Consider the following 13,585-nt stretch of genomic DNA (forward strand, 5'->3'; position numbering starts at 1 on the left):
TTCTGCAGCACGCCTGGGGCCGTGATTCCAGAGCGCTTTTGCGAAACCCGTCTCGACGGGTTTTTTCATGCCCGGCAGAAACAAGCCTCACCGCAGCCTCATCCCGTTCCAGGAGCCTTGTCATGAAACTCGCGGCTGTTCTCGATCAGCTACAAGCACAGTGCCCGAGCTTTACCGGGCGCATCATTGTCGGCACCCATGCCGATTCTGCTTCAGGCGTTGGTGCGCCAATGCCAGTCGCCTATCTGGCGCCCAGCAACGATCTGGCCAGTGCCAGCGCCGGGCAGAACATCATTCGCCAGACCATCCGCGACCGCTTTGACGTGGTCCTGGCGCTTGGCGCCGCCGAGCCTGCAAAAGCGCTGAATCCGCTCCACGACCTGCGCGCCGAAGTCTGGCGTGCCCTGGTCGGCTTCAAGCCCGGCGCCGAGTACAACCCGATCCAATACGACGGCGGTGAACTGGTGTCGTTCGACGCCACCCGCCTGCTCTACCGCCTGCGCTTCTTCGCCGAGTTCCAGCTGGGGCGCAACCTGCCCGGCCAGCCGGCGGAAACCTGGCATGAACGTGAACTCGACGGCTTGCCGTCCTTGACCGGGGTCACGGTGCGGGTCGATGCCATCGATCCGGCGGACCCCAATCTGCAACGCCCAGGGCCCGATGGGCGCCTGGAGCTGACTTTTTCAGGAGAGCTGAAGCAATGAGCAAACGCATCACCGTGCTGCCGGTCGCCGGCCGCGCCGTACCGGACCCGGAAGCGGGCGATCTGCTGCCCGCTTCCGGCCGTGAAGTGTCGGACAGCGCCTGGTGGCGCCGGCGTCTGGCCGATGGCGATATCACTAGCAAAGCCGTGAAAGCGGCGAAATCTCAAGGAGCCAAATAATGGCGATCGGTTTCAGCAATATCCCGGCGGACATCCGTGTGCCGCTGTTCTACGCCGAGATGGACAATTCGGCGGCCAATAGCGCGTCCTCGGCCATGCGTCGTCTGATCGTCGCCCAGGTCAACGACAACCAGGCTGGCGACGATCTCGGCAAACTGGTGCTGGTGTCCAGCGTGGCCCTGGCCAGGAGCATCGGCGGCCAGGGCTCGATGCTCGCTTCGATGTACGAAACCTGGCGCAAGACCGACCCGGTGGGCGAGATCTGGTGCCTGCCGCTGCACAGCACCGAGGGCAGCGTGGCCAAGGCCGAGCTGAAGATCAGCGGTAGCGCCAGCGCCGCCGGCCTGCTCAATCTGTACGTCGGTGGGGTGCGGGTGCAAGCCTCCATCGTCAGCGGCGCCAGTGCCGCACAAGCGGCCAGCGCCCTGGCCTTGAAGGTCAACGCTGCAGTAGATCTGCCGGTGACCGCCACCGCGGCCGAGGGCACTGTGACCCTGAACGCCAAGTGGACCGGCGACAGCGGCAACGACATCAGCCTGCAACTCAATCGCCTGGGCAAGAGCAATGGCGAAGAGACCCCGGCGGGCCTGACCCTGGTGCTGGGCAAGATGGCCGGTGGCACCGGTGTGCCGGATCAGGTCGCGGCGCTGGCCGCCCTGGGCGACGAGCCGTTCGAGTTCATCTGCATGCCCTGGACCGATACCGCCAGCTTGAATGCCTGGCAAACGGTGATGGACGACAACACCGGCCGCTGGTCCTGGGCCAAGCAGCTGTTCGGCCATGTCTACAGCGCCAAGCGCGGCACCGTCGGCACCCTGGTGGCGGCCGGCCAGGCACGCAACGACCAGCACATCACCATCCAGGCCCTGGAAACCGGCGTGCCGCAACCGGTGTGGGTCCAGGCCGCCGCCCTGGCGGCGCGGACTTCGGTGTTCATCTCCGCCGATGCCAGCCGCCCGACCCAGAGCGGCAGCCTGCCGGGCGTCGACCCGGCGCCGGCCAGCGAGCGCTTCACCCTCACCGAGCGCCAGTCGCTGCTGAGCTACGGCATCGCCACCGCCTACTACGAAGGCGGCTACATGCGTATTCAGCGGGCGATCACCACCTACCAGAAGAACGCCTACGGCCAGGCCGACAACTCCTACCTGGACAGCGAAACCATGCACCAGTCGGCGTTCATCGTGCGCCGCCTGCAAAGCGTGATCACCAGCAAATACGGGCGCCACAAGCTGGCTGCCGACGGCACTCGTTTCGGCGCCGGCCAGCCGATCGTTACCCCGAGCACCATTCGCGGTGAGCTGATTGCCCAGTACGCCAAGCTGGAGCTGGAGGGCCATGTGGAGAACGCCGAGCTGTTCGCCGAGCACCTGATCGTCGAGCGCGATGTGCAGGACCCGAGCCGGGTCAACGTGCTGTTCCCGCCGGACTACATCAACGGCCTGCGGGTATTCGCGCTGCTCAACCAATTCCGCCTGCAGTACGACGCGGCGGCCTGAGCCGGACCTGCATCGCTGCGCTTTTTCAGCCCGCCTTGAGCGGGCTTATTTTTTGGGAGAAACAACATGGGTCAACTGATCGCGGGCACCTGCTACGTCAAAGTGGACGGCGCTCAACTGACCATCAGCGGCGGCTGCGAAGCACCACTGATGGCCGTCAAGCGGGAAACCGTGGTTCCGGGCTTCTACAAGGAAACCGACCTCACGCCGTCGTTCAAAGTCACCGCGCTGCACACCCCGGACTTTCCGCTCAAGCAACTGATCGAAGGCGTCGACATGACCGTCACCTGCGAGTTCGCCAACGGCAAGGTCTACGTACTGGCCGGTGCCTACCTGGTGGACGAGCCTATTGCCAAGGGCGACGACGCCAGCATCGAGCTGAACTTCGAAGGGCAGAAGGGGACCTGGCAATGAGCAACACGGTGAAGCTGCAGGTGCCCATCGAGGCCCACGGCGAGCCCCTGGCCGAACTCAGCCTGCGCCGCCCGACGGTGCAGGAAGTGCGAGCGATCAAGGCGCTGCCGTACAAGATCGACAAGAGCGAAGAAGTCAGCCTCGACATGGACGTCGCGGCCAAATACATCGCGGTCTGCGCCGGCATTCCACCGTCCTCGGTGAACCAGCTCGACCTGGTGGACCTCAACGCCCTGAGCTGGGCGGTGGCGAGTTTTTTCATGAGTGCGGCATCGCAGCCATCGCCGACCTGATCGCTGTCGCCTATGACCTGGCCTGGTTCTGGAAGGTTGACCCCGAACAGATGATGGCCAGGCCACTGGATGTGCTCCGCGAATCCCTGGAGCACGCGCAACGGATCAATGCGATGCAGCAGGTGCAGTGATGGCAGATACACAAACCTTAGAGAAGAAGTCGGTGCTGTTGACCGGCCTCGACGAACTGTCACCCAAACTCGTCGCCCTTCAAGGCAAGGTCGACTCGTTCAAGAAAAACCTTGAGCAGACCGGGTTGGGCAAGCTGGATATCAGCGGGCTGTTCAAGGGCGGCAGCCTGATCACCCCGTTTCTGGACGGGATCAAAGCCTGCGATGCGTTCAAGGGCAAACTGGCCGGGGTCGGCGACTCCAGCGCGCCGGCTGATGCGGCCAAAGGCATGAATGTATTCAGTCAGTCGATGGCCAAGGTGTCCTCGGCCATTGATGCCGCCCTGGCGCCGGCGGTGGGGGCGCTGGTGGTCGGTCTGGAGCCCATGCTCAACAGTGTGGGGACGCTGCTCGACGACAACCCGAAGCTGGTCGAAGGACTGGCGATGGGCGCCATCGCCTTCTCGGCGATGCAAACCGCCGTGACCGGAGCAACCCAGGTGCTCGATCTGATGGGCACGGTGGCCAAGGCCAACCCGGTGATGTTGATTGCCATGGGCATTGCACTGGCCGCCGGGGTGATCATTGCCAACTGGACGCCGATCTCGGCCTTTTTCGTCAGCCTCTGGGAAGGTGTGCAGAGCTTCGCGGCGCAGGCGATGGAGGTGCTCAGTACTCTGTTTGGCTGGACGCCCCTGGGCATGCTGATTGGCAACTGGGGGGCGATCACGGCGTTCTTTGCCGGGCTCTGGGACAGTATCCAGGTGATGACGGCTTCGATCGTCGGCTTCCTCAAGGAGGTGTTCTCCTGGTCGCCTCTGGGACTGATCATCGATAACTGGGCTGGGTTGACGGGGTTATTCGCCTCTATCTGGGAATCCCTCAAGGCCTTGACAGTGCCGGCGATGGCCTTTCTAAAAGGCCTGTTCGACTGGGTGCCGATGGACATGATCTCCAGGAGCTGGGGGGCAGTCACCGGCTTCTTCGCGTCGATCTGGGCGGGGCTGCAACCGGGTATCGACGGGGTCAAGAAAGTCCTGCAAACGCTATTCGACTTCTCTCCGCTGGTGGTTCTTTACAACAACTGGGGCGCGGTTACGGGCTTTTTCAGTTCGATCTGGGCCGAGCTGCAACCGGGTATCGACTCGATCAGGAAGGCCATCGAGGCCCTGTTCGACTGGTCGCCGATGGAGCTGATCATGACCAACTGGGCGCCCATCGCCGATTGGTTTTCCGGGCTGTGGAGCAAGCTTCAAGAGCTGATGGTGCCGATCAAGGAGCTGTTCGAGAGCGGCTTCGGCGGGCTGATTGCCACTGTCACCGCCAAGGTCGAAGGCTTTACCGAGGCGCAAAAGCAGATCAATGCCGAGGGTAAAGGCGGGCTGGCATCACCCTTTGCCGCGACCCGGGGCAGCTCGCTGACCCAGGGCTCCAGTGCGCTGATCCAGCAGAACGCCGCGAACAACCGCACCCAACTCGAAGGCGGTTTGACCCTGCGCTTCGAAAACGCCCCGGCTGGCCTGCGCGCCGAGCAGGCCACGACCAATCAACCGGGTTTGAACATCGCTTCGACCCTGGGCTATCGCTCACTGTCCCTAGGAGGTTCCCATGGCGGATAACTGGCGTGATCGTGTGTTGCCCGCATCCTTTCGCGGCGTGCCCTTCTGGGTCGACCAGGCGAAAACCCCGGTGGGGCAAAAAGGCCAGTTGCATGAGTACCCGCAGCGCGACCAGCCGTTTTTCGAGGGCCTTGGCCAGCAAGCGAAAGTCCATGACCTGACGGCTTTTATTGTCGGTGCCGATTGCCTGGAGCAGCGTGACCAACTGCTTAAGGCCCTGGAGCAGGGCAGTGGCGAGCTGGTTCACCCCTGGCTTGGACGGATGCAGGTCAAGGTTGGCGAGTGCGAGATGACCCAGAGCCGCCAGGATGGTGGCCTGGTGACCTTCAGCCTGAAGTTCTACCCGGACCAGCCGCTGCGCTTTCCTTCGGCGGTGGTCAACACCCAGCAGCAGGTGCTGGTGGCCAGCGATACCCTGCTGGGTTCGGCGGTGCTGCGGTTCGAGTTCGCCACCCAGCTGATCAAGCAGGCGCGGATCGGCGTGGATTCGCTGCGCAAGGGATTGACCGAGGTGTACGCGGTCATCGAACACGAGTTCAAGCCGCTGATCGAGTTCTATGGCGACCTCAACACCCTGGTCAAGGCGGTCAAGGAAATACCCAAGGAGCTGAGCACGGAGTTCACGGGGTTGCTGGAGGATGTACGCGGGCTCAAGGATTTTGCCCGCACCGGCTATCGGCAGATGCTCGCCGATATTTCCCAGCGGGTGGAGGCGGCCAGGCGCATCGATGCGCCCAAGCTGACCACCGGCAAGGACACCACCGCGGCGGCCGAGGCGGTAGCGAACCTGGTCCAGGATGTGTTGCTGGTGCAGATCGCCCGGTTGGTGTCGGCCTTGCCGGTGGCCACCCCGGTGGTCAAGCTCAAGAGTACGCCGCCCCTGGCGCAGCAGGCCAGCCAGCCGGTGCAGCGCCTGGAGGTGCCGGTGGCCGACGATGTACTGGCCCTGCGTGACCAGCTCAACGAAGTGATCTGGCAAGCCGCGCTCAAGGCCGACCCGATGCATTACCAGGCGCTCAACACCCTGCGCCAGCAACTGCAGGGCCACCTCAATGCAGTGGCTTCGTCCGGGGTACGGCTGGTCAGCCTCAGCCCCAAAAGCAGCATGCCGGCGCTGGTCCTGGCTTATGAGCGGTTTGCCGATGCGACGCGTGTCGGTGAAGTGGTACAGCGCAACCGGGTGGCCCATCCGGGCTTCCTGCCGCCGGCCGATCTGCAGATTGCGCGGGAGTGACCCATGGACGAACTGGCAAATATCGTCACCCTGACGGTGGACGGGCTGGACTACAGCGGCTGGAAAAGCGTGGAGATCACGGCGGACCTGGAGCGCCAGTTCCGCACCTTCAGCCTCAACATCACCTGGCAATGGCCGGGGCAGGATGGGCAGGTGCGGATCCGCCCGGGCGCTCGCTGCCAGGTGCGCATCGGCTGCGACCTGGTGCTCACCGGGCATGTCTACAAGGCGCCGGTCAGTTATGACGGCAGGCAGATCAGCCTGAGCATCCAGGGCAGCTCCCTGACCCAGGATCTGGTGGATTGCGCGGCCATCAACCGGCCGAGCCAGTGGCGCCAGCAGGATGTGCTGAGCATCGTCCGCGCCCTGGCCGGCTCCTACGGGGTCGGGGTGCGTAGCGAGATCGCCGCCACCAGCAAGCTGCACACCCATAGCATCGTGCCGGGGGAGACGGTGTTCGCCTCCATCGACCGCTTGCTGACCCTGTACCGGGTGTTCTCCACCGATGACACTGACGGCTATCTGCTGCTGGCGGCGCCGGGTAGTGGCGGGCGTGCCAGCGACGCCCTGGAGCTGGGCAAGAACATTCTTTCGGCCAACGCTCCCATGGATTTTTCCGCGGTGTTTTCCGAGTACCGGGTGATCGGCCAGCACAAGGGTAGCGACCAGAGCAGCGGGGTGGCGGTCAGCGAAGTGTCCGGCCAGTCCTGCGATGCCGGCGCTGCGCGCAAGCGGGTGACGGTGATCAGCGAGGCGGCGCAACTGAGTGCGGAACTGGCTCAGCAGCGGGCTGACTGGGAGTGCGGCACCCGTACCGGCAAGGCGCTGACCACCACCTATCAGGTGCAGGGCTGGCGCCAGAGCAATGGTGATTTGTGGCGACACAACACGTTGGTGCGGGTCATCGACCCGGTGCTGGGTTTCGACCAGGACATGCTGATCTCCAAGGTCACCTGGTCGCTGTCCGACCAGGGCTCCATCACCACCTTGCAGGTGGCGCCGCCGCAGACCTTCGATGCCAACCCGACACCCGCAAAAAACTGAAACCTGCGCCCAACCGCAGGAGCCGGCTGGCCGGCTAAGGCACCCGGCACGAAACCGCGCAATCCCTGTTCGCCGGCAAGCCGGCTCTTCTCCCCCCCAAGGAACCCAGCATGAGCCTACTGACACGCCTGTTGGCGCGGGGCACCGTGGTGCTCGCCCATTCGGCCAACAAATTGCAATCGCTGCAAATGCGCCTCACCGCCGGCGAGGTCAACGACGACATGGAGCATTTCGAGCCTTACGGTTTTACCAGCAACCCCCTGGCCGGCGCCGAGGGCATCGCCACCTTCCTCGGCGGCGATCGCTCCCATGGAGTGGTGCTGGTGGTGGCCGACCGGCGCTATCGCCTCAAGGCCCTGGCCGCCGGTGAAGTGGCGATCTACACCGACGAGGGCGACAAGATTCACTTCAAGCGCGGGCGGGTCATCGACATCGACACCGCCACCTTGAATATCCGCGCCAGCAGCGGCGTCATCATCGACAGCCCGACCCTGAGCATGAGCGGCAAGATCGTCTCCCAGGGCGATCAGGTCGCCGCCGGCATCAGCCAGATCAACCACGTCCACAGCGGCGTGCAACCCGGCCCGGGGCAGACCGGCGTGTCGGTGGGAGGTTAAGCATGTTCGCCACTTATGACCTGAAGAACGCCCTGACCCGGGCCGTGGAAATCAGCCTGTTCACCTGGCGCCGCGCCGCCGATGACGACGCCCTGGATGACGACCAGCGCTACGGCTGGTGGGGCGACAGTTTTCCCAGCGTGGCCGACGACCGTATCGGCTCGCGGCTGTGGCTGTTGCGCCGGGTCAAGCTGAGCCGGCAGACCCAGCTCGATGCCGAGTTCTATGCCCGCGAGGCCCTGCAGTGGCTGATCGACGATGGCCACTGCAACGCCGTGGAGATCATGACCGAGCGCCTCGATGCCCAGCGCCTGAACCTGCGCACTGTGCTGATCCTGGCCGACGGTGAGCGCCTGGACATCAACCCCATTCACAGTTGGCAGGTGACCTATGCCGTTTGAAACCCCTTCGCTGCCGGTGCTGATTCAGCGCACCCAAAGCGACCTGGCCAGCGATTCGCTGCGCCAGTCCGATGCCCAAGTGCTGGCCCGCACCCTGAGCGGTGCCGCCTTTGGCCTGTATGGCTACCTGGATTGGATCGCCGAGCAGATCCTTCCGGACAAGGCCGATGAGTCGACCCTGGAGCGCATCGCCGCGCTGCGTCTGAACCAGCCACGCAAGGCGGCCCAGGCGGCCAGTGGCAGCGTCAGTTTCAACGCGGCAGCCGGTGCCGTGCTGGATCTCGGCACCCTGTTGCAAAGCAGCGACGGTCGCAGCTACACAGTGACCGCCGCGCGAACCACCAGCGCAGGCCTCAACAGCACCACGATCCAGGCCGTCGACGGCGGTACCCTGGGCAATGCCGATGCCGGCCTGGAGCTGACCGCGGTGCAGCCGGTACAGGGCATCAGCAACTCGTTCACCGTCCTGGCCCCGGGCCTGAGCGGTGGCGTGGCCCGGGAAAGCCTCGAATCCCTGCGCTCGCGGGTGATCCGTTCCTATCGGATCATTCCCCATGGCGGCTCGGCGGACGACTACGAAACCTGGGCCATGGAGTGCCCGGGCATCACCCGCGCCTGGGGCCGGCGCAATTACCTGGGGCCGGGCACCGTGGGCCTGTTCGTCATGCGTGATGACGACCTGCAGCCGTTTCCCAATGCCGAGCAGCTGGCTCGGGTTCTGGCCTATATCGAGCCCTTGCGCCCGGTAACCGCCGAGGTGCATGTGCTGGCGCCAGTGATACAGCCGGTGATCTACCAGGTGCGCCTGACCCCCGACACCAGTGCGGTGCGGGCCGCGGTCGAGGACCAACTGCGCGACCTGCACAGCCGCGAGGCCGGCCTGGGAGAAACCCTGCTCTTGAGCCACATCCGCGAGGCCATCAGCAGCGCCACCGGTGAACAGGATCACCGCCTGCTGGCGCCGCTGGCCGATGTGCCGGCAAGCAGCAACCAACTGCTGGTATTTGGAGGTTGCCAATGGCTGCAATAAGAAGCGCCGCCCAGTACCAGGGCCAGCTGCGCAGCCTGCTGCCCAGCGGCCCGGCCTGGGACCCGGAACGGGTGCCGGAGCTTGAACGGGTGTTGCAGGGCATCTCCCAGGAGCTGGCGCGCATCGACGCCCGGGCCGTGGACCTGCAAAACGAAATGGACCCGGCCAGCGTCAGCGAACTGGTGACGGATTGGGAAAAGGTCATGGACCTGCCCGACCCCTGCCTGGGGCTGACCCCGCTGTTCGAAGACCGGCGCCTGGCCGTGCGCCGTCGTCTGTTGGCGGTGGGCAGCCAGCGCGCCGCCTACTTCGTCGAAATCGCCCGCAGCCAGGGCTATCCCAATGCCAGCGTCACTGAGCTGAGTACCCCGCGCATGGGCCGCTCACGCTTTGGTCACGCGCATTTCGGCACCTGGCGGGCGAACTTCATGTGGACCCTCAATACCGGCGGCCGCCTGCAACTGGGCCGGCGCTTCGGCGCCAGCTATTGGGGCGAACGTTTTGGCATGAACCCGGGCAGCGCCCTGGAGTGCCTTATCCATCGCAGTACACCGGCGCATACACAGGTGTACATCAACTATGACTAGAGAAGACAAGAACAAGTGGATTATCCGAAAAGTGTTCCCAGCGTAGGGCTGGTGAACGGGAAGTTTGTCGACGAGAACCCGGTGACCGGGCAAGTCGGCTCACTGATTTCCTCTGAGTGGGGAAACGCGGTTACCGACGAATTGCTCAACGTGATTCGTGCGGGAGGGGAAGAGCCGGCCGAGGCCGAGCATGACCAGTTGCTGGCGGCGATCAAGGCGATCGTGCGTGATTCGATCCCACCGGAGAAGATCCGCACCACCCTGGCCGAGTACGGGATCACCGATGCCTATACCAAGTCGGTGACCTATACCAAGGCGGAGATCGAGGCGCTGCTGAAGAACATGTCGGCGTTGCCGGTGGGGGCGATGGTACCGTTTCCCAAGGGTACGGTGCCGGCTGGGTTTCTGGAGGTGGATGGCAGTGTGCAGAGTGCTGCGACCTATCCGGACCTGGCGGCTTATCTGGGGACTATATTCAATACCGGGGGTGAGGGGGCGGGTAACTTCCGCTTGCCTGAGTCGCGAGGTGAATTCCTGCGGGGCTGGGATCATGGACGTGGGGTGGATGTTGGGCGGGCGCTTGGGTCATATCAAGCCCATGCAGTAGGCAGTCACCAACACCCTATGAATTATTGGGCTTGGCGAGATGGTACGGGAACAGGCACCCACAACTACGCAAAACCCTGGGGCGATGCAGGAATTACTGGAGTAAAGGATCCTGGCACCGGGGCGAACGCGGGGGATTCTGAAACCCGGCCGCGCAACTTGGCTGTCATGTGGTGCATCAAGGCTTGGAATGCCCCCGTCAACCAGGGGAATATCGACATTTCCGGTCTGGCTGCAAACGTTTCAGCGTTAGAGGCCCGACCTCGGGGCTTGGGTGATGGACAGGCCTGGCAGAATGTTACGGCCAGTCGCGTTTCAGGCACTGTCTACACCAATACTACGGGGCGCCCGATTCAAGTTCAGGCATCTATTACGACCGGTGCGGTTACTGCAACTTGCGGTGGTGTGGCCGTGGCAACTTCCGCCTATCACGCATCGTTCGTGGTGCCGGTCGGAGCAACTTACTCAGTAACTTTTGGTAGTCCAGTCAATCCAGTTTGGTCGGAGTTACGTGCATGAAGTATTTCCATAATCCCGAGACAAACCGTGTCCATGCTTACGATGACGATGCCCCCGCGCATTTTATATCCAGCCAGTTGATCCCGATGTCCGAAGAGGAAGTTCGGCTCCACATAGAAAGTGCGACGGCGCCGTTACCTGTATCGGTAGGAGAGCGTGTCTGGCGTGATTCAGCACTGGATTCGGTGAGGTGGTTGCGTGAGCGGCACCGTGATCAGTTGGAGATCGAAGTACCTACAACGCTTGCCAGTGCACAGTTCAAGCAACTGCTTGTGTACATGCAGGCCTTGCGTGACTGGCCGCAATCGCCGCACTTCCCCGATTCTCAGTACCGCCCTGTCGCGCCATCCTGGGTTACTGAACAAACTGAATAAACGCCCCGTACCGCCGGGGCGTTTTCTTATCCGACCTTCAAACACTGACCATGCCAATAACCGAAGAACAACTGCTGCAAATCATGCCTAACGCCCGCCGCCAAGCGGGCGTTTTTGTTTCTCCACTCAACACCGCCATGGCCAAGCGGCAGATCGATACGCCGAAGCGCCAGGCGGCCTTTCTGGCTCAGATCGGACACGAATCCGGGCAGCTGCAATACGTACGCGAACTGGGCAGTGATCAATACCTGAGCAAGTACGACACGGGCTCTCTCGCCGCGCGCCTGGGCAATACCCCCGAGGCGGATGGCGACGGCCAGCGGTATCGCGGGCGCGGGCTGATCCAGATCACCGGGCGCAGCAACTATCACCAGTGCAGCCTCGGGCTGTTTGGCGATGAGCGCCTGCTGGAGTTGCCGGAGCTGCTGGAGCAAGCGCAATGGGCCGCCGAGTCGGCGGCCTGGTTCTGGGAGCGCGGTGGGCTCAATGCCCTGGCTGATCGCGATGAGTTCAACAGCATTACCCGGCGGATCAATGGGGGCCTGAATGGCTTGCAGGACCGCCTGCAACTCTGGGCCAGGGCGCGGGCGGTGCTGTGTTCGCCGGTGGTGTGAGGGCTGCCGTCTGAAGGTCCTGCGGACCTTTTCGCAGCCTGCGGCAGCGGCTACAGGTTTTTTTGGCAGGCTGGGTGATTCATTTCCTGCCCGCCTCAGGAGGGCTTGATGAATATCCGTAGCTGGCTGGCCATCGCTGTGGCGGCCGGGTTGCTTTATGCACTCGGCTACGTCAGCGGTGCCGGCAGTGAGCGCAGTAACAACCAACGCCTCGATGAGGCTCGTCTCAAACAATCCTTTGAACAAGGCCGGGCCCTGGGCACGGTCAGGGAAAAGGTGGTGGTCGAGTACGTCGACCGTATCGTCAAGGTCTATCAGGCGGGCGCCACCATCACCAAGGAGGTTCCTGTCTATGTTTCGAAAGCGGCTGATAGATCCTGCGTTGTGCCTGCTGGTTTTGTCCGGGTGCACGACGCCGGCGCCGCCAACCTGCCCGTGGCCGGAGGCCCCAGCGTCACTGATGGCGCCGCCTCGGGCCTTGCACTCTCTACCGTCGCCGCCAGCGTCGTCGACAACTACAGCGAATGCCACGCCAATGCCGAGCAATTGAAGGCGTTGCAGCAGTGGGTGCGCGAATCCCAGGCTGTGCTGGGGGGCGCTTCGACAGCCGAGCAACGGCACTGAAATCAGTACAAAGCCTCGACGCTCTCTTGGAGTAGGGGGGTAGCAGTCAGGGGATAATCAAATGGATGTACCGATGCTAAAAGAATGCAGATGCGGTCATTGCAAGCGACTTCTTGCCCGAGTGGGTGAGTTCACCGAGCTCCAGATCAAGTGTTCTCGATGTGGCACCTTGAATCATGTGAAGGCCTCGAGCCTCGAGCAATCGCCTCTGAGCGGCATGAGAGCGGAATTTTCCGCAACCCATCATTCGACTCAATAGGTAACTACATGGCTTGGATTCGATACGACTTTACTGACAACGGTTCTTCTGTGCTGCCAGCGCGCTACTACATGGCGCCCAACCAGTACCTTCAGTCCCCTAACAAGCGCTTCAAGCTGCTCTTTCAGGCAGATGGCAACCTCGCGCTCTATGACGGTGCTCAATTGGCATGGGTCGCTGACCAGAACACCCCGTTCACGAATGTGAGTAAGGGCAATAAAAAAGACCCAATGATGGTCTTCATGAATTACGGCTTCGTCCTTGACGACCCGCTGCGTGGCCGGATCTGGTCGACGACCCCAAGCGATCCCACCATGGGTTCTCGTGAAGATGCTTCGCTGCGCGCGTTCACCCAGGTTCAGGATGACGGGAACATCGTAACCGTCGACACCATTCCTCACTGGTATGCGCCCAACGGGCGAGTGTTTACCCCGGCAGTCGGGGCCGCAATGATCATCGGCGGTACTACTGAACTGGTACCGGGGCAGTTCTACAGCGCTGGTGAGCACTCCTTGGTTTTCCAGGGTGATGGCAACCTGGTGGTTTACGGTCCGAATTCCAGTGTTATCTGGGCGACTTACACCCAGAACAAAGGAGGCGTGCGATGCGTCATGCAGGAAGACGGTAACCTGGTGATCTACGCAGCGAACAATGGCGTCGTGTGGCAAAGCGGTACTGGTGGTCACCCTGGCGCAACTATCCGCCTGCAGGCGAACGGCAGCTTCACCATCGTAACAGAGCGGCCGGTCTGGGCTCGTTTCGGGTACACCCCAACCATCAAGCCTCCGCGTGTCTTCTATCCCGACCACAAGTGGAAAACCGGTAGCTACACCTGGAACAACGTGTTCTAAAAAACCGCAA

17 protein-coding genes and 1 pseudogene are annotated in these 13,585 nt (G+C 62.9%); all 18 read left to right on the forward strand.

Annotated elements, in window-relative coordinates; all coding sequences use genetic code 11:
- Positions 1-122: 122 nt before the first annotated feature.
- The 18 genes and pseudogenes from AC1RGE_RS13455 to AC1RGE_RS13540 all read left to right on the forward strand — a co-directional run bounded on the left by AC1RGE_RS13455 (position 123) and on the right by AC1RGE_RS13540 (position 13,575).
- The gene (locus tag AC1RGE_RS13455; RefSeq protein WP_492584444.1) at positions 123-704 is read left to right on the forward strand and encodes a phage tail terminator protein; all 582 of its coding nucleotides are present in this window, start codon (positions 123-125) and stop codon (positions 702-704) included.
- Positions 701-883, forward strand: a complete 183-nt coding sequence (locus tag AC1RGE_RS13460; RefSeq protein WP_011059562.1) for a DUF2635 domain-containing protein — start codon at positions 701-703, stop codon at positions 881-883. Before AC1RGE_RS13455 ends, AC1RGE_RS13460 begins: the two co-directional genes overlap by 4 nt.
- Entirely contained in the window at positions 883-2,379 is a 1,497-nt protein-coding gene (locus tag AC1RGE_RS13465; protein WP_492584446.1) for a phage tail sheath subtilisin-like domain-containing protein, read from the forward strand. The genes AC1RGE_RS13460 and AC1RGE_RS13465 overlap by 1 nt, the downstream gene beginning before the upstream one ends.
- A 66-nt stretch (positions 2,380-2,445) precedes the next feature.
- Positions 2,446-2,793, forward strand: coding sequence for a phage tail tube protein (locus AC1RGE_RS13470; RefSeq protein WP_011059564.1), 348 nt, complete (start codon positions 2,446-2,448; stop codon positions 2,791-2,793).
- Positions 2,790-3,086 carry a phage tail assembly protein gene (locus tag AC1RGE_RS13475; protein WP_011059565.1) on the forward strand — a complete coding sequence of 99 codons (297 nt, stop codon included), beginning with the start codon at positions 2,790-2,792 and terminating at the stop codon, positions 3,084-3,086. The genes AC1RGE_RS13470 and AC1RGE_RS13475 overlap by 4 nt, the downstream gene beginning before the upstream one ends.
- A gap of 130 nt (positions 3,087-3,216) precedes the next feature.
- On the forward strand, positions 3,217-4,815 hold the full coding sequence (locus tag AC1RGE_RS13480) for a phage tail protein (protein ID WP_492584448.1): 1,599 nt from the start codon (positions 3,217-3,219) through the stop codon (positions 4,813-4,815).
- Complete coding sequence (locus tag AC1RGE_RS13485) at positions 4,805-6,049, forward strand: DNA circularization protein (RefSeq protein ID WP_492584450.1); 1,245 nt, start codon at positions 4,805-4,807, stop codon at positions 6,047-6,049. Before AC1RGE_RS13480 ends, AC1RGE_RS13485 begins: the two co-directional genes overlap by 11 nt.
- Positions 6,050-6,052: 3 nt before the next feature.
- Complete coding sequence (locus AC1RGE_RS13490) at positions 6,053-7,093, forward strand: phage baseplate assembly protein (RefSeq protein WP_492584452.1); 1,041 nt, start codon at positions 6,053-6,055, stop codon at positions 7,091-7,093.
- A 110-nt stretch (positions 7,094-7,203) separates the two neighbouring features.
- Positions 7,204-7,710: a phage baseplate assembly protein V gene (locus AC1RGE_RS13495; protein WP_492584453.1), complete on the forward strand. Its 507-nt coding sequence runs from the start codon at positions 7,204-7,206 to the stop codon at positions 7,708-7,710.
- A 2-nt stretch (positions 7,711-7,712) separates the two neighbouring features.
- Complete coding sequence (locus AC1RGE_RS13500) at positions 7,713-8,111, forward strand: phage GP46 family protein (protein ID WP_011059570.1); 399 nt, start codon at positions 7,713-7,715, stop codon at positions 8,109-8,111.
- Positions 8,101-9,141, forward strand: a complete 1,041-nt coding sequence (locus AC1RGE_RS13505; protein ID WP_492584455.1) for a baseplate J/gp47 family protein — start codon at positions 8,101-8,103, stop codon at positions 9,139-9,141. Before AC1RGE_RS13500 ends, AC1RGE_RS13505 begins: the two co-directional genes overlap by 11 nt.
- Positions 9,129-9,728: a YmfQ family protein gene (locus tag AC1RGE_RS13510; protein ID WP_011059572.1), complete on the forward strand. Its 600-nt coding sequence runs from the start codon at positions 9,129-9,131 to the stop codon at positions 9,726-9,728. The genes AC1RGE_RS13505 and AC1RGE_RS13510 overlap by 13 nt, the downstream gene beginning before the upstream one ends.
- 15 nt (positions 9,729-9,743) lie before the next feature.
- Positions 9,744-10,554, forward strand: a pseudogene (locus AC1RGE_RS13515) (phage tail protein); the annotation flags it as partial.
- Between the two features lie 295 nt (positions 10,555-10,849).
- Entirely contained in the window at positions 10,850-11,227 is a 378-nt protein-coding gene (locus tag AC1RGE_RS13520; RefSeq protein ID WP_011059574.1) for a phage tail assembly chaperone, read from the forward strand.
- 50 nt (positions 11,228-11,277) lie between these two features.
- Complete coding sequence (locus AC1RGE_RS13525) at positions 11,278-11,841, forward strand: glycoside hydrolase family 19 protein (protein WP_220223787.1); 564 nt, start codon at positions 11,278-11,280, stop codon at positions 11,839-11,841.
- Positions 11,842-11,949: 108 nt separating this feature from the next.
- Positions 11,950-12,465, forward strand: a complete 516-nt coding sequence (locus AC1RGE_RS13530) for a hypothetical protein (protein WP_492584457.1) — start codon at positions 11,950-11,952, stop codon at positions 12,463-12,465.
- A gap of 73 nt (positions 12,466-12,538) precedes the next feature.
- Positions 12,539-12,724, forward strand: coding sequence for a Com family DNA-binding transcriptional regulator (locus AC1RGE_RS13535; RefSeq protein ID WP_080512171.1), 186 nt, complete (start codon positions 12,539-12,541; stop codon positions 12,722-12,724).
- A gap of 8 nt (positions 12,725-12,732) precedes the next feature.
- Positions 12,733-13,575 (forward strand): putidacin L1 family lectin-like bacteriocin, encoded by an 843-nt coding sequence (locus tag AC1RGE_RS13540; RefSeq protein ID WP_011059577.1) that lies wholly within the window; start codon positions 12,733-12,735, stop codon positions 13,573-13,575.
- The last annotated feature ends 10 nt before the right edge of the window (positions 13,576-13,585 follow it).

The organism is Pseudomonas sp. GW823-FHT02C05 (assembly GCF_058797595.1).